Origin of the sequence: Mucilaginibacter mallensis, assembly GCF_900105165.1 — a bacterium.
GTDB lineage: Bacteria > Bacteroidota > Bacteroidia > Sphingobacteriales > Sphingobacteriaceae > Mucilaginibacter > Mucilaginibacter mallensis.
Window position 1 is genome coordinate 1,141,540 of record NZ_LT629740.1, and the last position, 21,201, is coordinate 1,162,740.

A 21,201-nucleotide genomic window follows, 5' to 3' on the forward strand; every position below is an offset into this window, starting at 1 on the left:
TATGTAGCGACAGCAGCGTAAAAATATAGCAGCCCAGGTTTTGCCTGATTTGCAGCACAGAGGCCTTGTGCGGCAAAGAAGCCTAATTTACTGACTTGATTTTTTGCTACCTTTTGTATCAAGACAAAAGTAGTAGCCTCCGCGGCAATGAGCGGCTTCATGCGACACTCACGCCCGCAAGTTCACCCTGCACAGTCGGGGATTGCTTCGTCGTTCCTCCTCGCAATGACGCGTATAGAAAATTTAATGGAATTAAAGATTTCACCCCTCTGTATCATTCCCTCATTTACTCACGTACTGTAATTAAAGCCCCAAACTAAAACTTACATTATGAAAAATCTTATACCTGTTTCCCTTATCTTGATTATTGCGTTGGCATTATTCTCTTGCCATAAAGATCATGATGCAGGCCCAACCTCCCTTGTTGGCAACTGGACTGTTGTAACCGATTCAACTTATAATACAGGTATTGGTACTAGTGGTCCGCCCAGTATTAAAAAGTATATTGGTACAGCCGCCGATCATTTCGATTTTACATCAAACGGTAAATTATATGCCCGCGAAGGAACCTTTTTGGTTGATACTGCCGATTATACCATAACAACCGATAACCTGACAAATGAGCAAAAGATAAACCTGCAATATAGTTATATCTATAGCTATGGTTCCACATCAAAAAGTGGGAGCAGTAGTTTTGATATTAGAACACTTACAGATCATAGCCTTGTACTCACTAACAATGTTATAACACCCGGCGGCGCTTTTTATGAAACATTGACCTTGCAAAAGTAAATATGACGGCTTACCTTAGATCTACCACCTCAATTCCTGGATGTGCTTTGGCATCATAAGTGAAGGTGGTTTCGGGTACAGTTATATTGGGTATCACGCTGTTAATGGTATACGAATAGTGGCTGCCATTTTTGTCAAATATCAGCGCGCTATATAGTTGTTTCTTTACCTTGTCTATCATCAACCTCACTTTAAAAAATGATTTTTTGCTATCATCCGGTGTAAGATCTATTACCTGGTAGGATTTGCCGTTGACGATCTGGTCGCCGTTGTAAAGGTATTTGTAACCTTTTTCATAAAGGGTGAACATTTGTGCGGGATTAAAGCCCTCATCACTGTTATCCACTTTGTTTAGTTGTACTTCTTTGTCTTTGGCAAGGTACGTCCACTGGCTTTTGCTATCGCTGATGATCTCCTGCTCAACTGCTTTTGAACCCTGGCCGTATAAGGTAAGCTTATATTTATTGGTTTTAGCCTGAACGATGAGTGTACCATCCTGCGATTGTTGTACGTTGTTTTGCTGGTCGTTAATAGTGAAGGTAAAATCGCTTTTTACAATATTATAGGCATGGTATTTTTGACTTACCTTATCTAAAATAGCCTTGGCTTGCACATCTTTTTGCGCAAATGCCTGTGAGTTAATGCCGATGAATAGTAAAGCGTATATAATAGTCTTTTTCATTTTTTGTTGCAGATGGATTTGCTAATATACAGTTTAGAGTTGCTGTTGTTTGATTGGTTTAATTGAGGCTTTTATTAAAACGAATGTCATTTCGAACGATAGAGAGAAATCTTCTGCACTATGCAGATCCGCTTTGCAAATCGAAGAAGATTTTTCGCTATCGCTCAAGAGATAGTTTCTCCCGTACCTCGTTCGAAATGACAGGAGGGGATAGTATATGAATTAATCTTTCGGTTTATCTAAAGTTTCCAAATATCGTTCTAAGCTATACTCATCCGGATATAAAACCTCACGTGCTTTGCTGCCTTCAAACGGGCCAACTATGCCTGCGGCTTCCAACTGGTCAATAATACGGCCTGCGCGGTTATAGCCCAGTTTCATTTTACGCTGAATAAGTGAGGTTGAGCCCTGCTGGTGCATTACAATAAGTCGGGCGGCATCTTCAAACATCGGGTCGCGGTTATCGGCATCATATTCTTTTGAACTGCTGCTGGCCTCGCCTTCGCCTACATACTCAGGCAGCATCATGGCTGATGGATAGCCACGCTGGTTACCTATATAGTCAGAGATTCGTTCAACTTCAGGCGTATCCACAAATGCGCATTGCAGGCGTATCAGGTCGCTGCCGGTTGAGAGCAGCATATCACCACGTCCAATCAGCTGATCGGCACCGCCGGCATCCAATATGGTACGTGAATCTATCTTTGATAATACCCTGAAAGCAAGCCTTGCCGGGAAGTTGGCCTTAATAGTACCCGTAATTACGTTAACCGATGGCCTTTGCGTAGCGATAACCAAGTGTATACCCACCGCACGGGCTAATTGCGCTATACGGGCAATCGGCATTTCCACTTCTTTACCGGCCGTCATCATCAAGTCGGCAAACTCATCAATTACCAGTACGATGAATGGCAGGTAACGGTGTTTCTCCGGGTCGCTTATTTTACGGTTGACGTATTTGTGGTTATATTCTTTTAGGTTACGTACCTGTGCGTCTTTAAGCAGATCATAACGCTGGTCCATTTCGATACATAGCGAGTTCAGCGTATTTACCACTTTTTTGGTATCGGTGATAATGGCATCAGCCTCATCAGGCAATTTTGCCAGGAAGTGGCGCTCTATTTTGCGGAACAGCGTAAGCTCCACCTTTTTAGGGTCGACCAAAACGAATTTCAATTCCGACGGATGTTTTTTATACAGCAGCGAAACTAATATGGCATTGATACCAACAGATTTACCCTGCCCTGTAGCACCTGCAACCAATAAGTGGGGCATCTTGGCCAGATCGGCAATAAATACTTCGTTTGATATGGTTTTACCTAAAGCGATAGGCAGGTCCATGGTATTGGTCTGCCATTTTTCAGTTTCGAGGATAGAACGCATGGAAACCATCTCAGGGTTCTGGTTCGGCACCTCGATACCAATGGTACCCTTGCCCGGCATCGGTGCTATGATACGGATACCCAGGGCAGAAAGGCTCAAAGCAATATCATCTTCCAGGTTTTTGATCTTGGAAATACGCACACCCGGTGCAGGAATAATTTCATACAGTGTAACCGTTGGGCCAATGGTAGCTTTTATCTTATCAATTTCAATATTATAATGGTTAAGCGTGGTAATGATCTTGTTTTTGTTGGCCTCCAGTTCCTCAGTATTTACCTGTATTTTATGGGAGCCGTAATTCTCTAACAGATCAATTGTTGGGTATTTATAGGATGCCAGGTCAAGCTTTGGATCATAAGCACCGAATTGATTTACGAGTTCCTTAGCCTTGTCGTCGTCAGTTTGTTCAATGCTCAAAATTGGAGTAGGGCGCTCAACCTCAAGGGTTAGCGGTATCTCATTTTCCACCTCAGGCTCGTGCCTAAAAGTGTTTACTTCGGGCGTTAATACTATTGGTTCATGAAAAACAGGGGCCTGCAAAACGGTTTCCTGTTTCAACGGTTCCTGCTTTAATAATTCTGCTTTTGCTGTATTTGCCGGATTGGGTGTATTAGGCACATTGGCTCCGCGCGGCTGCCATTCAAGCGGGGGTGATATTTCTTCATCCTCATCAAGTTCAACCGGTATGGGGGCTACTTCGGTTACTTCAACGGCTCTTGCCAGTTTTTCCTTGCGCTGCGGCAGTTTAAAATCAATATTATAGGCTATGATAAGTGCGGATAAACCTGCAAATATGAGTAAGCCTAAGGTACCGGTCTGCCCTATCTGCGCATCAAGCAGACGATTGGTCCAGAAACCAAATTCACCCTCAAAATAATGCGGGTAATCTATAACAAAAGCATGTACAAAACCTATGGCTACCGAACAAAATATGATGCTGAAAAAAGCATAAGCCAGTGATTTGCTAATGGAGAACAGCCTTACTTTAAACAGCAGGCGGTAACCGATCACAAAAAATATAAACACGAATATGAAGGAGGCTACGCCAAACCACTCAAATATGAACTGGTTTGATAACAGCGCGCCAAATTTACCCAGCCAATTTTCAACAACGGGGTTTTTGATGCCGTTATCGGTAAGCTCCTGCGTGGTTTTGAACAGGTTATGCCAGCCGCCATTTGCAAGCGAAACATAGCTTTGATCCTGCTGCCAGGTGAACAGGTAGGAGGTAAATGCCACCAGGAAAAAGATAGACATGATGAGGAAAAACAAACCCACGATCTTAATCACGCGGCCATCATTCCAATCAAAAGAGGAGAGCCCCTTCAATTTTGCAGACATTGGAGGCTTTTCCTTCTCGCTCTTATTGCTTTGGCGGGATTGATTGTCTTCTTTTAAAGTATTTGATTTAAACTGATTTCCTTTTACCGGCATACTTGATCAACAGTATTAAGGTACAAATATAAAGTTAATAGATTAAACTTATTTGGCGTGAAATTTTTAATTTTTTACTAATTTGGAAGCTTTATGTAAATCAGGCATGAAAATGACGGACGAAAATATTGTATAATTAGTCCGTTTTAAGTTGTATCGTATTAATTATTAATTACTTAAAAGTAAATAATGAGCCTGGAAAAACTTGAAGAATACATAACCACCGGGGATGTTATCGGCTTGAATGTGTTGCTTACACAGAACCCCAAACTGGCGAAAGGCACTACCAGTCACCAGGTTTCGCCGCTTATGCTGTCATGCTATTATAAAAAGCCTGAAGTTACCAGCCTGCTGTTAAAATACGTAGATGATATCACCTTATTTGAGGCCGCCGCGGCAGGTAAATTTGATGTGGTTGCCCATTTGGTTTTTACTTATCCCGATGCGATTGATTTTTTTGCTGATGATGGCTTTACCCCGCTGGGATTAGCCTGTTATTTTGGTCAGCATGAAATTGCGCGCTACCTGGTATTAAAAGGTGCAAATGTAAACCAGCCATCAAATAACGGATTTAACGTTTTCCCGATACACTCCGCCGCTGCGGGTAATTATACAGATATTGCTAAACTTTTGATAGAGAACGGGGCAAACGTAAATGTGCGCCAGCAAGCCGGATCAACCCCATTGCACTCGGCCGCACAAAATGGTAACCTTAATCTGCTTATACTTTTGCTTGAAAATGGTGCCGATGTAAACGTTCGGATGGAAGGCGGTAAACTGCCCGCCGATTTGGCGAGGGAAAAAGGTTTTAAGGAGATTGCGGAGATATTGGAATAGGTCCCTTTTTGCTATTGTCATGCTGAGGAACGAAGCATCTATTATATAAGCGGACGATAGAACGCGGGCAGATTCTTCGCTACCGCCCAGAATGATAATTTAATATATTTTACCCGCTGTTTGTGTCCTCACAAACAGCGACCAGTAAAACATTAACGGATTGTTTGTGAGGACACAAACAATGGGTAGTGAAATAATACTTGATTATTTCACTACCCAAACATTATCCTTCTTGTTCACATCCGGATCATAACCCGCACCTAATACAAATTTGGCGACAGGTTTTGCATCGTTGAATTTTACCAGGTAGGTTTTGTTACCATTTTTCCAAACCGCTACACTTTGGTGTATTACTTTGGTGCTGCCATCTTTGTGATAAATGGTTAAGTCGACAGGCACCGGTTTGGTACCTATGTTGGTGATGGTTACCGTATAGTTATTTTGCTTACTGGTAACGCTGGTTATACCCTGATCCGGTACGCCATTGTCAAAGAACCAGGCTTTCCAGAACCAGTTCATGTTGATGCCTGCGCCGGTGTTCATGCAATTGAAAAAGTCGTAAGGCATGGGGTGTTTGCCGTGCCATTGTGCAATATAATAATGCAGTGCCTTGGTAAATAGCTCATCGCCCAGCATATCTTTTACAAACAGGTAACCCATGCCCGGTTTCGGGTAGCTATCAGTAAAACCGGCTATACCGGTTAAGCCGGGAGTAAGCGTCATAATTGGTGCGTCTTCCTCAATACCTGCGCTTTTTTCAACAGCCTCAATACCGTAGTCGTCAAATATCTTGTTATCTATTATAGGGCTGATGGTCCATTCGCCAATGGTTGCCCAGCCTTCGTCCATCCAGCCGTATTTGGTTTCATTAGTGCCCATATAAAAAGGGAACATGGTATGGAAGATCTCATGGTCGGTCAGTTCTATCTCATCCACTTCTTTTTCAAGCGGGTTATCATTTACCATCATCGGGTACTCCATCTGGTCGAGGCCATCGAAAACGGTTTCATGCGGGTAAGGGTACGGCCATTTCGGGAAGGTGTAGCTCATGGCTTCCACGGTTTTGCGGGCATGGTTAACCACGGGCAGATAATCTTTATGGTCGGGGTTAAATACCGCGTCCACTCGGGTGCGTCTATGTGTTGTTGGGTCAACCACTAAACTGCTCGCTTTCCATATATAATGGTTGCTGGTTGCAAATACAAGATCGGTAACGGTGTCGGCTTCAAATTTCCAGGTATGGCTGGTGCCTTTTGTGGTGATATCGCCAGCTTTTTGATCTGCTTCGGTGATCATATCGGTTACGTTATCACTTTTGCCTGCGGCGGATAAGCGCTCAATAATTTTAGGGTTATAAACCTCTGCTGCATTTTTAAGGCTGCCGGTGGCCCAAACTTCGTAATCACCAGGTACAGTTATCTCGGCATTAAAGTGACAAAAGTCATTATAAAACTCTTCCGATCCGCGATATGGATATTTGTTCCAGCCATCAATATCATCATAAACAGCCACACGTGGGAAGAAGTAAGCGATAAAAAACGCGCCCGAATCAACCTGACCGGTACGTATGTGCGAGCCTTTATTAAGTATGTAAGAATAATTAATGCTGAATTTGATGTGTTGAGATGGCAGCAATGCCGGGATCTTCACCATCATATTAGTGCCGTCGATCCGCCATTGATTGGGATCCTGATTTTGCTGGTTAATGCTCAGGTTTTTGATTTGTACACCGTCAGATTGGTCTTCCGCTTTTACTTCAGATACACGGCTAACTCCTTTTTTATACAGGTTAGGATAAAGCTTAAAGTAGATCTGTTTTAAAGTATCCGGACTATTATTGATATAATCAATATCCACCGTGCCGTTTAATAGACGTGTTTGAGGATTAAAATCAACCTTTATGTTATAGTCGGCCCTGTTTTGCCAGTAGTTTTTGCCGGGTTCGCCGGTAACTGTTCTGGTGCCTTTGGTATAAGTGGCCTGTAGGTTTACAGGAACATATAGTTTAGTTTGGGCTGATGTGTTTAAAGCTACTAACAGCGCAGCTGCGGGTAGCAGTCTTTTAAAATGTAGTATCAAAGCGAGTCAATTAAAACGGTAAATATAATATACCGTATCAACATTAAAAGCATAATAATCACCTGCTTCAGTTATTTGGATATGTTTTTTAATATTTGCCAACCTTTTAAAACAAAATAATGTTATTTAGCATATGGAGAAACCCGACGTGCTGGTAATAGGCGCAGGCGCTGCCGGATTGATGGTAGCTTATAAACTGACGCAAAAAGGTAAAAAAGTCACCGTACTTGAGGCGCGCAACCGCACCGGCGGGCGCATCCATACTATTAATCATGAATCATTTTTTCAGCACGCAGAACTTGGTGCTGAGTTTGTACATGGCGATCTGCCGGTTACGTTAAACCTGCTGAAAGAAGCCGGTATAAAATACCATGCGGCAAATGGCGAAATGGTGCGTTATGCCAAGGGTAAATTCACGGAGAGCGAGCAGCTTATTGAGGATTGGGACCTGCTGATTGAGCGGCTTAATGAACTAAAGGAAGATACCAATATCTATGACTTTTTGCTGGCTGAATTTCCCGGGGATAACTATCAGTCTTTAAGGGATGGGGTTTGGAATTATGTTTCGGGCTATGACAATGCCGATCCGCGTAAAGCCAGCGCTTTTGCCCTGCGCAAGGAATGGCAGAATGAGGATGAAGACGCGCAGCACCGGGTAGATGAGGGATATTGTTCCATGATAAACTATTTAGCTAAACAGTGCCGTGAAGCAGGTAATAATATCTTTTTGAGTACAGTAGTCAAGGAAATCCATTGGAAGGAAAAACAGGTAAAGGTTATTACTGATGATGGGATTAGCTATGAAGCCGGTCAACTGATTATTGCCTTGCCATTAGGGGTATTGCAGGCAAACGAGCAAGAAATGGGGGCAATAACTTTCCATCCACCTATACCTGAACAAACTAAGGCCATACAAACTATGGGTTTTGGTGCCGTTATAAAGTTTTTGCTGGAGTTTGATAAGCCATTTTGGGAGAATAGTGCCACCAAAAAGCTGGCAGGTAAAAGTTTAAAGCCAATGATCTTCCTACTGTCAGATGAGGAGATCCCAACCTGGTGGACACAGCATCCGCAACGCTCGCCTATGCTAACCGGCTGGCTGGGTGGCCCTGCAGCTATCGATAAAAAAGACTATACCCTTGATGATCTTTTGCAGCAAGCCCTGCAATCGCTCAGTAATATATTTAGGCTGAGCATTGATGAGCTTAAAGTAAATTTAATAGCATGGAATATCGTCAACTGGGGGGATGAACCCTTCACCCGGGGATCATACAGTTACGATACTGTTGCCGCACCTGAAGCACGCAGGGTTTTAAATACCCCCATTGATAATACCCTGTTTTTTGCAGGTGAGCATTTGTATGATGGTGCTGCTATGGGAACGGTAGAGGCCGCACTGACGAGCGGGGTGGTGGTAGCGGAGAAGATATTAGGGTAAAAATCCATTGCTATAATATTAGATGTCATTACAAGAGATAGCGTGGTAATCTTATAACTACGCAGTTTGCTTATCATATGGTATCGCTTGTCGCTAAGACGTCACTTTTTGTCTTGATACAAAAAGTAACCCAAAAAATCAAGTTAGTAGAAATGCTTCTTTGCCGCACAAGGCCATTGCCCTGCAAATCAGGCAAAACCTGGGCTGCTATATTTTTACCCTGCTGTCGCTACGCACTTTGGCCCTTACTCTGCTGTAAAAATCTGCTATGCTCTGCCACGCTCAAGGCCACCATCGTTTTGCCTGATTTCACCCGAAGCTGTTCTACTGACGGGAGCTACATAACTTATTAGAATGAGAAAACTTTAAATGAACCGCGATTAAAAGCGGGTAAAGGCCCGACAAAAAGCGCGGGCCTGGGTGTTTTGCTTGTGGGCGGAAGGATCTTTTTGTCTTGATCTTTTGGTTACTTTTGGATCAAGCCAAACGGCGAAGCCCTCTTGAGTGCCTTGAAAAAGCAAACAAATACGAAAAAAGTAACTAAGGCTCCGCGCCTATGAGCGGCTTCACGCGATATTCACACTTGCAATTCGCTCTGTATAGTCTAGAGATTATTAATATTGTGTTTGTTTTTCAATGGTATTAATGAGCTCCCTCCGGTCGGTTGTCTTCGTTCCTTTACGGTAATGGCAGGCGTTTATTATTTCACCTCCGGTTTCCAATAATTTCCCGATATAATGATCAAATTCAGCATCTTAATGCTGTTATCATAATAATCAAAATCCTTTAGTTTAAACTGCATGGTATAATCCCATACTTTGTTTAACCATTGCTGGTTTTTTTGATCAACCATGGCCGATACCCCGAATGGGGTTATAAAGCTCAGTGCCTCAAAATAACGGCCTTTTATATCATTCCCCGCTAACGTGTACCCGGCAGAAAGGTTATAGGTATTATTACCGGTTGTTTCACGTATCCATGCATTTATTTTTTGTACGAATGCTTTTGAGCGCATATCACCACTTATCAAATAATCAACCCCTATACGCCAGGGGACACGACATGCATTGTAATTATAATAGCCATCATAAGCCGACTCCAGGTAATGCGGCGGTGCGGGCTTAGGGGTTTTATTTATATGGACGATGAAATCAGGCACCAATCCTGCATCCGGACTGTATTTATCCTGCATCAGCTCAAATAATTTGTAGGTATTGTTGGTCACCTTATCCCAGCGGTCATCGCCTGTTGCTTGTCTGAAAGCCTTAAAATTTGCCGGCATAAAATCAGATGAGCGGGTATCAAAGCAATCCTTACTATCATACTCAATTGCGTTGCTTAATAAAACCGACCATATTTTATGGTTGATCTCATATTCCATTATATCGGCTATCATTGCTTTGGCTTCCTTTAAATAATCAATAGTGCCATTACTGCCCCATTGTGTATTTGCCAGTAGCAGCGCATAGGCAATATCCATATCGCCATCAGTAGCAGAACTCATGTCCGCATTTTTACCGTTGGTATATTGCGCCCAGGCCATTAAGTGAGTGCCGCGGTTGCTGGGGTGAGCTTTGTAATACCGGTAAAGGTTATCAAAAGTATTTTTTGCCGATGGATCAAAACCCGCCATCAGCGCGACGATCACCATGCCATAACCCTGACCTTCGGATACACATTGCTTTTTGCCTACACCCTCAAACCAGATATAACTTTGGGCTTTACCGAGTATGGTTTTTACAAAGCGTTGTTTCCACTGGCTATAAAACACACTAACGGATTTATCCATTGTCTGTTGTGAGATATTGCTGGGTTTTATAGTGCCCTTAAAGTATTGCACATGTTGGGGGAATGGCTGTGTGGGTTGCTGCGCGAAAAGTATGGTAGTACATGAAACCAGGATAATTATTGACATATATAATTTTTGTTTCATGTAGTAGAAATTTGTGGTTCAAACAAAATTATTGCTGTTTGGCTTGATCCAAAAGTAACCAAAACTTAGTATTGTGATTTTAAAAAGCAACAACGAATAATGACCTGGCTTAGCGGCTATAAGCAATATCATCATACAAAAGGAGCGTTAAAAATGAACTTTTTATTTGAGATTGAGATAGATCATTCGCCGGTAAAACTAATTATTATCACCCAAATGTAGAGAGGCAATATTTTTGCGTTTCTACTTGGTATAAAAACATTATTTTTGGGCACATATTTTATGACCGATATAAAAGCACTATTTCAGCAGGCAGTTGAACTCCTGCAGCAACTCATCTCCATTCCATCATTCAGTAAAGAAGAAGATCGCACAGCTGATGTGATCGAACTTTTTCTACAAAAGCACGGCGTTGAAACACACCGCAAACTGAACAACATTTGGGCGTGGAACAAACATTTCGATCCCGCGAAAGCTACTATACTGCTTAATTCGCACCATGATACAGTAAAGCCCAACTCTGGCTATACCCGCGACCCATACGATGCTAAAATTGAGGATGGCAAACTTTATGGCTTGGGTAGTAATGATGCAGGCGGTTGCCTGGTATCGCTGATATCGGTGTTCCTGTATTTTCATGAGCAGCAAAATCTCAAGTATAATTTCTGTTTAGCTACTACTGCCGAGGAAGAAATTTCGGGCGTTAACGGCCTGGAACTGATCATCCCCGAATTAGGACAATTGGATTTCGGTATAGTTGGAGAACCAACCCTAATGCAGTTAGCGATTGCCGAACGCGGATTAATGGTACTGGATTGTACCAGTCATGGTAAAGCAGGCCACGCCGCCCGCGAAGAAGGGGAGAATGCCATTTACAAGGCTTTGCCTGATATTGAATGGTTCCGTACTTATAAATTTCCTAAGGAGTCAGAAGTTTTTGGTCCGATAAAGATGTCGGTTACCATTATAAATGCAGGTTCGCAGCATAATGTAGTGCCTGCCAGCTGTGTTTTTACGGTTGATGTGCGGGTAACGGATGCTTACCGTAACGAAGAAGTACTGGAGATCATCCGCCAGCATGTAAGCTGCGATGTTAAACCAAGGTCAATTCGCTTAAAGCCATCATCTATTGATAAAAATCATCCTATCGTACAAGCTGGTATCACATTGGGCCGTACAACTTATGGTTCGCCAACCACATCAGATCAGTCGCTGCTGGATATACAATCTATTAAAGTTGGTCCCGGTGATTCAGCCCGCTCACATACTGCCGATGAGTTTGTTTATGTTGATGAGATAAGGGAAGGTATTGAGCTGTATGTAAAGATGTTGGAGCAGCTGGTTTAATATAGATTTTCTCCGTGCAATGACGCTTATACGATATTCAAACTTGCGAAGTTTTTAAAACTTCGCAAGTTTTTGTTTTACACCTATTCTCCTCCACGTCATTGACGCCTCCCTCCTGTACCATTCCTATTACATTAAAATACCTTATTCATACCGCCGTTATTAACTAAAAAAAAAAGTACCTTACATAAACGTATTGTTAAGTTCATTAACACCGATGAAAATGATAAAGAACATACTGCTGATTGCCTCATGCATGCTTATAATTTCATGTGCATCCAAACAGCATAAAGCAGAAAAACTTGTTAAAAGTTATCTTGCTACCCATCTAAACGACCCTGCCAGCTATGATGCTGTAAGCTTTGGTGATATTGATACCGTTTTTAAAAGATATGCCGAAACCAAACAGTATGATAGTATAAGATCGGCAAATATAGCCGCGAAGCAAAAGGTTGATAAGATAAGGGATACGCTCATGAATCTGATCACCACCTCAAAAATGGCTTATATGGAAGCCTTAAAAAGGCAGATGCAGTATGAGGCTGATACCGGCACTTTATCAAAAACCATCCGATCAAATGAATTATTATTTAAGGGGCCGATAAAAGGATGGAGCATAGCGCATAGCTATCATGCTAAAAATGCTGCTGGTTTTATAGTGTTGCACAATGCCCAATTTAGGTTGGATAGTGACCTTACTGCGGTTGTTAGTGCGCAGGATGGGAGGTAAGTTCTTTTTTAGTTATCTCCACGCGCCATTGCTTCGTTCCTCGCAATGACGCGCGAAGAAGAAAGCGCATGATAATACTATAATTCTGTAAACCTCAATTGCACCTTAATTTAAGTATCAATAAAATATTTATAGCATATTTGCACCATGAGTAAGATCTGGCAAAAATCTATTACCGTTAATGAACTGGTGGAAAACTTTACCGTTGGCCGCGACACGGAATTTGACCAGCAAATGGCTACTTTTGATGTATTGGGCTCACTGGCCCATACCCAAATGCTGCATAGCATTGGCTTAATGAATAATGATGATCTGCAACACGTTCAGCGCGAGTTAAAGGCTATTTATCATGATATTGAACAGGGTAATTTTACCATTGAACCGGGTGTAGAGGATGTGCACTCACAGGTAGAAATGCTGCTTACCCAGCGCATTGGCGATGCCGGTAAAAAGATCCACAGCGGCCGCTCACGTAACGACCAGGTGCTGGTTGACCTGAAGCTCTTTTTTAGGTATGAATTACAACAGGTTGTTGAAGAAACGGAAGCCTTATTCCGCCAGTTGATTGCGCTTAGCGAAAAGCATAAGGATGTGTTACTACCCGGCTATACACACTTGCAGATAGCCATGCCATCATCATTCGGCTTATGGTTCGGTGCTTATGCCGAAAGTTTGGCCGATGACCTGGAACTGGTTTTAGCAGCTTATAAGATCACTAACAAAAACCCATTGGGTTCGGCGGCGGGTTATGGCTCATCATTCCCGTTGAACCGTACTTTAACCACAAAACTACTAGGCTTCGATAGCCTTAATTATAACGTTGTTTACGCCCAGATGGGCAGGGGTAAAACCGAAAGGATCATTGCTCAGGCTTTATCATCCATTGCTGCCACAGTGGCTAAAATGGCTATGGATCAGGCTTTGTATTTGAGTCAGAATTTTGCTTTTGTAAGCTACCCGGATACGCTGACTACCGGCAGCAGCATTATGCCGCATAAAAAGAACCCTGATGTTTGGGAAATTATGCGTGGCAAATGTAACCGCATACAGGCCCTGCCAAATGATGTTACCATGATGACCACCAACCTGCCATCAGGTTATCACCGTGAGCTGCAACTGCTGAAAGAGTTATTGTTCCCTGCCTTTACCGATCTGAAAAGCTGCCTGCACATGGCCACGTTTATGCTGCAACATGTAACGGTAAACACAGGCATATTGAACGATCCTAAATATGCATACCTGTTTAGTGTTGAAGAAGTAAACCGTCTTACGTTAAGCGGAACGCCATTCAGGGATGCTTACAAGCAGGTAGGCTTAGCTATTGAAAACGGCGAGTTTAATCCTGATAAAAAAGTAAACCACACCCACGAAGGCAGCATAGGCAACCTAGGCAATGAACATATTGAGGCCGGATTTAATAAATTGCTTAGCAGCTTTGATTTTGCTAAGGTTGAAAACGCTGTTAAGGAGCTTGTTAAAGCATAATAATGTATTGTTTGTTTTGAAATTAGTATTAACTTGTGATAGCCAAACCTAATCCAAGTTATGAGCCATTTCAGGTACATTAAGTATTCCTATTATTTACTTGTTCTTATCTTACTTATTTCATGTAAGCAAAAAGATAATACCATCACTATAAAAGGCAATATAAAAGGTCTTAATGCTAAGTGGGTTTATTTGTATGAATGTTTTAGAATTAATCCAAAGCCTGTAGACTCAGCGAGAGTTATAGATAATAAATTTGAATTTAACTTCCATCCTGATACTACCTTCCAGCCATATGCAGGTTACATCGCTTACCGTACCAAGCCCGCTTACAAAGGGATGTTGGGTATTATTAACCCGATAACATCAACCAGTAAAAAGTTGGACCTATATGCCAGCTTATACATAGAACCCGGTGTGATAAATTTAACCGGTGATCTTACAAAAAGCAACGGTATTACATTAACTGGTGGCGAACAAAATGATTTCTACTTTAGAAACAACGATTTGCCTTTTATCTACATAAGCAAAGATCCCACCAAAAAACGATTACAAATAAGTAAGCTGATAAAACTTATAAAAGATAACCCTAATGCTTATTATGCAATGTTTGCGTTAGGTAATCTGAAGTTTTATTTAAGTAATAATGAACTGAAAAGTATTTATGACGAATTTGATGATGAAGTGAAAAAGGCCTATAATGGCCGGAAAATCAATGAATTTCTAAATACTCGCCCTGATGAGAATGCGTTAAAACCAAATGCATTTTTAACAGATACTAATAAAAAACAAATTGGGCTTATCGATACTGCCAAAAAATTAAATATGATTGTTTTCTGGGCAAGCTGGTGCGGCCCCTGTAAAGAAGAGATCCCATCTTTAAAAAAGATAGCTGCTGAATTTAAAGATCCAAACTTCAGAATGGTAAGTGTTTCCATTGATAAGGACAAAAAAAAATGGAAACAAACTGTGGCAAACCAAAATATGGCCTGGCAACAATTAGTAATTGAAAATACTGATTTGGAACGTTTAACAGCTCAGTATAACTTAAATAGCATTCCGCAGATCTATTTTATAGATAATAACAGAAGGATGATAAGCCATATAGGAGGCTATTCATTAACAAATGAGGCAGTAATTGAAAAAACTATTGCTGCCGCTTTAAAGTGATTAATTAAGATCCTTACAACGGTTTCCCATTCGCTAAAGCCTTGTCAGCCCATTTTATCGCTAATTTCTCGCGGCGTTTGGCGTATTTGGCTTTAAAGGTCATTTTCAGCAGACTATCTAATCCGCCTTTTACAGCCAGGTTGTACAGGCTTGCTGCCTTGCGTATAGGCGATGAATCCCAGGCGCGCAGGCTTAGCGAGAATGAACCATCCAGGTATTTCATCCAGTGCCAGTAGCCGGTTGGCATAAATAGGGTATCGCCATGCTCTAAAAAGCACTCTGTGCCTTCCACACCTTCCAGTGCCGGGAAAAGTTTGGTATCCGGGTTTGATACATCATAATCCTCCAGCGCGTAGGTGGCGTTAGGGATACAGTATAAACGGCGTTTCCATTTGTTCTCGAATAAGATCACATGCTTGCGGCCGCCGAAATGGGTATGGAAAATATGTGGCAGGTCGATATCATAATGCAGGAATGTAACAGAGTTCGATCCGCCGAAGAACATGGCCGGCATGCTTTCTATAAAGCCGCCCATCAGGTCTTTAGGCAGTACAATATCATCCAGTAATTGAGGTGCTTGTTTAAATATATTGAAGAAAAATATACGTAGTTCGGTAGGTTGAGATTTTATCAGGTCGATATATTCATCAAAAGGCATTTCGGCAGCTGATGAATTGATAGGCTTTGAAGGATCAGCCTTTGAGTTATCGTACAATGGCACCACTTTTTTGCCAACCGCTTCCTTTAAATATTCAGCGGTCCATTTTTCGCGGGCGGGCCAGCTTTTGGTTAAGCCTTTGATGATCAGCGGACGGCGCTTATCTAAATAGTTCTTTTTAAAATCGGCAGGGCTAATTGATTCAACAGTGTCAATCGGACGAAGTATAAAACTCATGCTATGTTAAATTTATCGGACGTCTGTATTAACTTAAGGGGTTTCCTTAGGTACCGAAAACACCGAAGTTTAGCAAAGTAACGGAAATAAATTGTTAAGAATGTTAAAGTAGTGTTAAACCGCTGATTTTTTTGATTTGTGGATGATGCTGATTTGGGAGTGGAGGGTGGTAAATAGTGAGTAGTTTGTTCTCCAATCATAATTTTGGCCAAAGTCACTTATTGCAACCCAAATTATCCGCCCCCATAAATGGAACGACAATGAATTTTTCCATCTTGTTAATATCATATTGATAATAATTAATTACCGTTGGCTGAAGCCAACAGATAAAAAGAAAATAGATTTCACCCTCTTTGCCGCTTGCGGCAGAGAGGGTCGACACGCGTAGCGTAGTCGGGGTGAGTCAACGGAGCGCGTTCAAATTGTTCGGATGCATATTTAACTCACCCGGTCGTTTCCGCTATCTAGCGGACCGACCACCCTCTCTCCGCTGCGCGCAAAGAGGGTATGGCGAAATTAGAATTCATTGCCGTTGGCTTTAGCCAAAATGATCAATCAACGCAATCCCAAAATCAATAAGAAATCAGCGGTTAGGAGCTCCTTCAGCTAATGCTTTATTAGCCCTTTCAATAGCTAAGTCTTCCTTCCAGTCCATATAACGCTTTTTGAAGTTCTTTTTCATGATATCATCAAACTTGCGCTGTATGGTCAAATTGTACAGGCTTTTAGCCTTAATACCCCACGATTTATCCCATGCACGCAGCGATATGGAGAATGAACCATCCAAATACTTCATCCAATGCCAGTAGCCGGTCGGCATAAACAGGGTATCACCGTGCCCTAATATGGCTTCCTGTCCTTCAACGCCATCCAGCGCGGGGAATTTTTTAAAATCAGGCTGCTCAATATCGTAATCCTCCAACGCATAAGTAGCAAATGGGATGCAATACAGGCGTTCACTCCATTTCTGATCGAATAAGATCACCTGTTTGCGGCCATTAAAATGGGTATGGAAGATATGGGCAAGGTCAATATCATAATGTAAAAAGGTAACTGAGCCCTTACCACCGAAGAACATGTTTGGGTATTTATCCAAAAAACCACCCATCAGATCGGTAGGGGAGCGGTAGTCATCCAGCAAACCAGGCGCATGTTTTATCGGGTCGAACAAAAATATACGCAGGTCGGTAGGCTGTGTTTGTATCAGGTCGATATAATCGCCAAATTTCATTTCCAAAGCGGCAGCATTGATGGGCTTCGAAGGATCAGCTTTTGAGCTGTCATAAAGCGGCACTATTTTATCACCAACGGTTTCCTTTAAATAATCAAAGGTCCATTTTTTAAGGGCGGGCCAGCTTTCAGTTGCTTTTCGGATAATAAGCGGTTTACGCGGGTTTAAATAATTATTTACGAAATCTTCCCTGCTAATATTATCAACACTATCTATAGGGGTTAGAATGATGCCCATGTTTTACAATTAGTTAACGTATTAAACCTACAAATTTAACAAAAAGAGAAAATGCTGAAAAAGCGAAAATTGTTTTTGATATTTTTCTGACAAAGCTTTTTCAGTTAGCAGTTCTCAGTTAGCAGTGGGCAGTTTGTAATAGGCAGTCAGCAAGCTTTTTGATCTGCCAACTTGTTAAATACTGCAAACTGCCCACTGTAAACTAAAAAACCCGGTGCTTAATGCAGCCGGGTTTTATCTTTAGGTAGATTGTAGTATTTTTTAGGTTTGTAGTGACAGTATGTTACGCTGTTAAGCGTTAAGCCATTTATTGGGGCATTAAAACGGTATTTGTTACATGAATTACACCATTGCTTTGGAAAACATCCGAAATAGTGATCCATGACATGCCGCCTTTTTCATCAACTAAGTATAATTTTTTGTCTTTTGCCATAACTTTTAAGGTGCCACCTTCAACAGTTGTTAAAGTTGCTGTGCCATTACCTGCTTTAACTTTGGCCCACAGGTCGGCAGCGCTTAAGCGGCCTGCAACTACGTGGTAAGTTAAAATTTTGGTTAAAGTAGCTTTGTTTTCTGGTTTAACCAGGTTGTCAACAGTACCTGCAGGCAATTTGTTAAATGCCTCATTTGTTGGTGCAAATACAGTGAATGGGCCCGGGCCTTCTAAGGTTTCAACCAAACCTGCAGCTTTAACAGCGGCTACCAGTGTGGTGTGGTCTTTTGAGTTTACAGCGTTCTCAACTATGTTTTTTGTTGGATACATAGCGGCACCCCCTACCATTTTAGTTTGTGCATACGTGTTAGGTGCAATTGCAATAGCTACTACTGCAAACGCTGCGATAATTAATTTTTTCATTGTAGTTTTTCTTTATAGGTTATTTGATAGAAGATACGGCGCTTACACGAGGGCGGTTTTATTATTGTCGGATAATTCCAATAGCCAAAAGCGCTAAGAAACTTTAAACCAAACGCAAATAATATTCGTACATGCGCGCCTGTAAGTAATCTATCAGGATCAGAAAAACAGCTCGGATGCTATATGATCGGCATATAGCTTTCCTTTTGGGGTGAGGGAAATAATATTATTATTTTTTGTTAGCCATTCCTTATTAAAATACTCATCAGCAGCAATTAATAGCTGATTACCCGATGCAGCGGCTATATTGTTCAGCTTATCCAGATCGAGCCCCCAGATGGTACGTAAGGAGGTCATGATGTACTCGTTCAAGCGGTCAGCTTCGGTTAGTACTTCTGTTTCTGCGGGTAGTTTATCTGTAATAATGGCTTCAATATATTTTGTATTATTGGCTATGTTCCACTGCCGCGTCTCGCCATTATAGGAGTGTGCCGATGGGCCTATACCCAGATATTTTACACCTTTCCAGTAATTAGAGTTATGCCGGGAATAAAAGCCTGGCTTGCAAAAGTTCGAGATCTCGTAATGTTCAAAGCCTTGCAGTTGCATAATGTCTGTCATGTACGTAAACTGCGCCGCGCTTTGCTCATCATTCATGGCGGGTTGTTTTTTCTTGCGGATGAATAATGCCAGGGCGGTTTGGGGTTCAACCGTCATAGAATAGGCTGATATATGGGGCACGCCCAGTTCAAAAACCTTATCTAAATTAAATTTCCATTTTTGATCGGTAAGCAGGGGATAGCCATAGATCAGGTCGACGGTCAGATTTTCAAAACCGATATCCTGCGCCCTTTTTACCGATGCTTCGGCCTCGGCGCTGCGGTGTACGCGGTTCATCCATTGCAAATCATCATCAAAAAATGATTGCAAGCCAATACTGAACCTGTTTACAGGTGTATGCCTCAGCGATTGTAATTTTAGCTTATCCAGATCGTCTGGGTTAGCCTCAAGGGTGATCTCGGCATCAGCTGCTACAGTATGTATGCCGGTAATAGTATTGATAATAAGGCCTATTTCGCTTTCATTTAACAGGGAGGGGGTGCCGCCGCCAAAGTAAATAGTTTCAATAGTTTCGCCGCTTAAGTAATTCTTTTGCAGGTGTATTTCCTTTATTAAGGCCTGCAAAAGCTCGTCCTTATATTTAAAAGATGTGTTGAAATGGAAATCGCAATAATGGCAAGCCTGCTTGCAAAAAGGAATATGTATGTAGATGCCTGCCATTTGGCAAAGGTATTGATAAGCAGTTAATAAATAGGCTTCATACGTCGTTGCAGCTATTAATGTTTTTTCAAAAAAATCTTAACTAAAATAAACTAATAATTATATTCGGTATAGTCACCTTAATTACTCTTTTTTAACTGAAATAAATGTTTTCAAACGTATAAAGAAATGGAAAATAAAATAGTTCAACAGATCAAAAACCTTTTTGCCGGCGCTGACGAAAGAAACTGGCAAAAAGTTGAAGCAACTATGAATGATATTGTATTGTTAGATTATTCATCAATGACAGGTATTGCTGCAACTAATCTCAGTCCAAATTACATAACCACTGCTTGGGCAGCCTTTTTACCCGGATTTGATAGAACCAACCATAACTTATCGGGCTTCATTGTAAAAATAAATGGCAATGACGCGGCCGCTCATTATCCAGGGAAAGCAGACCATTTTCTCAACCATGAGATTTGGGTAGTGAAAGGAACCTACGATACGAAATTGAAATTAGTAAATAGAAATTGGCTTATTACAGAACACAAATTTAATTTCACTCAACAAAGTGGAAATATCAATTTACCTGCTTTGGCCACTCAAAAAATGCAAAAACAAGTATTGATAGAGCAAAATAGAAAAATGGTTGATAACTTCTTTGTGGCACTGGAAACCCCAAAATTTGAAATGCTTAAAGAGTTATTCGCCATAAATGGGAAACAACTAAATCCTTATTCACCCGAGGGCTTCCCAAAAAGTTTCGATGGTGCAGAAGGCATTTACAAACAATATAGTGGCCTGGTGGAAACCTTCGGCCAGATGCGTTTTCCCAGAGAGATATTTGCAACGGAAGACCCGAATTTCTTCTTTGTGAAGTTCAGAGGGAAAATCGAGATCAAGTCAGGAGGGAAATATGAGAATGACTACCTGGGAACTTTCAAACTGAAGGATAACAAGATCATTGAATACACAGAGTACTTCAACCAATTGGTAATGGCAAAAGCATTTGGGATTGCTTTATAGTATTTTATCATGTTCCTGAATTAGGTTTCCAAAGTTCTACCGTTTTCCACGAACAGAGTTTAGTAAATGGGAACAGCCTCAAAATATCCTTTTTATTGAAAACAGATATTGTCTCCTGTCCGGCGAACTATATCAGGATTTTTATATGCAGTGTTACTTATTTGTTACTTTTTGAATGTAACTAATTGTGTAACTGTTGTTAATTCTATGCCTGCCACGCTTTTATAATAGCTTAAATGAGGGGAAACTGCAATAGAATAAAATGAATATACAGCTCATTGTTAGCTGTTTTTTATTTTACTCAGTTGTTATTTTTCAACTTCAATGAGTAACAAAAGTAATAAATAGAAGATGACTTGATTAACATATGAATTTTCCCGACT

At 41.4% G+C, this 21,201-nt stretch carries 17 protein-coding genes; 9 read left to right on the forward strand and 8 right to left on the reverse strand.

Annotation, left to right across the window (positions count from 1 at the left end):
• The first annotated feature begins 330 nt into the window (after window positions 1–330).
• The gene (locus BLU33_RS04720; RefSeq protein ID WP_091369842.1) at window positions 331–792 is read left to right on the forward strand and encodes a hypothetical protein; all 462 of its coding nucleotides are present in this window, start codon (window positions 331–333) and stop codon (window positions 790–792) included.
• A 10-nt stretch (window positions 793–802) separates the two neighbouring features.
• Here BLU33_RS04720 and BLU33_RS04725 read toward each other — a convergent pair whose 3' ends face one another.
• The gene (locus BLU33_RS04725) at window positions 803–1,474 is read right to left on the reverse strand and encodes a LolA family protein (protein ID WP_091369844.1); all 672 of its coding nucleotides are present in this window, start codon (window positions 1,472–1,474) and stop codon (window positions 803–805) included.
• Between the two features lie 222 nt (window positions 1,475–1,696).
• Window positions 1,697–4,291 carry an FtsK/SpoIIIE family DNA translocase gene (locus tag BLU33_RS04730; RefSeq protein ID WP_091369847.1) on the reverse strand — a complete coding sequence of 865 codons (2,595 nt, stop codon included), beginning with the start codon at window positions 4,289–4,291 and terminating at the stop codon, window positions 1,697–1,699.
• A gap of 189 nt (window positions 4,292–4,480) precedes the next feature.
• Here BLU33_RS04730 and BLU33_RS04735 point away from each other — a divergent pair, with 189 nt between their 5' ends.
• Window positions 4,481–5,128 (forward strand): ankyrin repeat domain-containing protein, encoded by a 648-nt coding sequence (locus tag BLU33_RS04735; protein ID WP_091369849.1) that lies wholly within the window; start codon window positions 4,481–4,483, stop codon window positions 5,126–5,128.
• 204 nt (window positions 5,129–5,332) lie between these two features.
• On the opposite strand, the gene BLU33_RS04740 is transcribed toward BLU33_RS04735, so the two are convergent.
• A complete protein-coding gene (locus BLU33_RS04740) occupies window positions 5,333–7,207 on the reverse strand; it encodes a M1 family metallopeptidase (protein ID WP_232009395.1) in 1,875 nt (624 codons plus the stop codon).
• 133 nt (window positions 7,208–7,340) lie between these two features.
• Between BLU33_RS04740 and BLU33_RS04745 the strand changes: the two genes are divergently transcribed.
• Window positions 7,341–8,645: a flavin monoamine oxidase family protein gene (locus tag BLU33_RS04745; RefSeq protein WP_091369851.1), complete on the forward strand. Its 1,305-nt coding sequence runs from the start codon at window positions 7,341–7,343 to the stop codon at window positions 8,643–8,645.
• A 700-nt stretch (window positions 8,646–9,345) separates the two neighbouring features.
• On the opposite strand, the gene BLU33_RS04750 is transcribed toward BLU33_RS04745, so the two are convergent.
• Window positions 9,346–10,578 carry a glycosyl hydrolase family 8 gene (locus tag BLU33_RS04750; RefSeq protein WP_091369853.1) on the reverse strand — a complete coding sequence of 411 codons (1,233 nt, stop codon included), beginning with the start codon at window positions 10,576–10,578 and terminating at the stop codon, window positions 9,346–9,348.
• A 99-nt stretch (window positions 10,579–10,677) separates the two neighbouring features.
• Here BLU33_RS04750 and BLU33_RS25560 point away from each other — a divergent pair, with 99 nt between their 5' ends.
• The 5 genes from BLU33_RS25560 to BLU33_RS04770 all read left to right on the forward strand — a co-directional run bounded on the left by BLU33_RS25560 (window position 10,678) and on the right by BLU33_RS04770 (window position 15,310).
• Window positions 10,678–10,800, forward strand: coding sequence for a hypothetical protein (locus tag BLU33_RS25560; RefSeq protein ID WP_262493826.1), 123 nt, complete (start codon window positions 10,678–10,680; stop codon window positions 10,798–10,800).
• Between the two features lie 60 nt (window positions 10,801–10,860).
• Entirely contained in the window at window positions 10,861–11,925 is a 1,065-nt protein-coding gene (locus BLU33_RS04755) for a M20 family metallo-hydrolase (RefSeq protein WP_091369856.1), read from the forward strand.
• A gap of 223 nt (window positions 11,926–12,148) precedes the next feature.
• Window positions 12,149–12,655: a hypothetical protein gene (locus BLU33_RS04760; RefSeq protein WP_157682047.1), complete on the forward strand. Its 507-nt coding sequence runs from the start codon at window positions 12,149–12,151 to the stop codon at window positions 12,653–12,655.
• A gap of 147 nt (window positions 12,656–12,802) precedes the next feature.
• A complete protein-coding gene (gene argH, locus BLU33_RS04765) occupies window positions 12,803–14,140 on the forward strand; it encodes an argininosuccinate lyase (RefSeq protein ID WP_091369861.1) in 1,338 nt (445 codons plus the stop codon).
• A gap of 60 nt (window positions 14,141–14,200) precedes the next feature.
• Window positions 14,201–15,310, forward strand: coding sequence for an AhpC/TSA family protein (locus BLU33_RS04770; protein ID WP_091369864.1), 1,110 nt, complete (start codon window positions 14,201–14,203; stop codon window positions 15,308–15,310).
• Between the two features lie 13 nt (window positions 15,311–15,323).
• Here BLU33_RS04770 and BLU33_RS04775 read toward each other — a convergent pair whose 3' ends face one another.
• From BLU33_RS04775 to hemW, 4 genes are all read right to left on the reverse strand, one after another.
• On the reverse strand, window positions 15,324–16,205 hold the full coding sequence (locus BLU33_RS04775) for a cupin-like domain-containing protein (RefSeq protein WP_091369867.1): 882 nt from the start codon (window positions 16,203–16,205) through the stop codon (window positions 15,324–15,326).
• A 583-nt stretch (window positions 16,206–16,788) separates the two neighbouring features.
• On the reverse strand, window positions 16,789–17,673 hold the full coding sequence (locus tag BLU33_RS04780) for a cupin-like domain-containing protein (RefSeq protein WP_091369869.1): 885 nt from the start codon (window positions 17,671–17,673) through the stop codon (window positions 16,789–16,791).
• A gap of 307 nt (window positions 17,674–17,980) precedes the next feature.
• Window positions 17,981–18,529, reverse strand: a complete 549-nt coding sequence (locus BLU33_RS04785; RefSeq protein WP_091369871.1) for a fasciclin domain-containing protein — start codon at window positions 18,527–18,529, stop codon at window positions 17,981–17,983.
• Between the two features lie 159 nt (window positions 18,530–18,688).
• Window positions 18,689–19,810, reverse strand: coding sequence for a radical SAM family heme chaperone HemW (gene hemW / locus BLU33_RS04790; protein WP_091369873.1), 1,122 nt, complete (start codon window positions 19,808–19,810; stop codon window positions 18,689–18,691).
• A 168-nt stretch (window positions 19,811–19,978) separates the two neighbouring features.
• Here hemW and BLU33_RS04795 point away from each other — a divergent pair, with 168 nt between their 5' ends.
• Entirely contained in the window at window positions 19,979–20,818 is an 840-nt protein-coding gene (locus BLU33_RS04795) for a nuclear transport factor 2 family protein (protein ID WP_091369875.1), read from the forward strand.
• Window positions 20,819–21,201 lie beyond the last annotated feature (383 nt).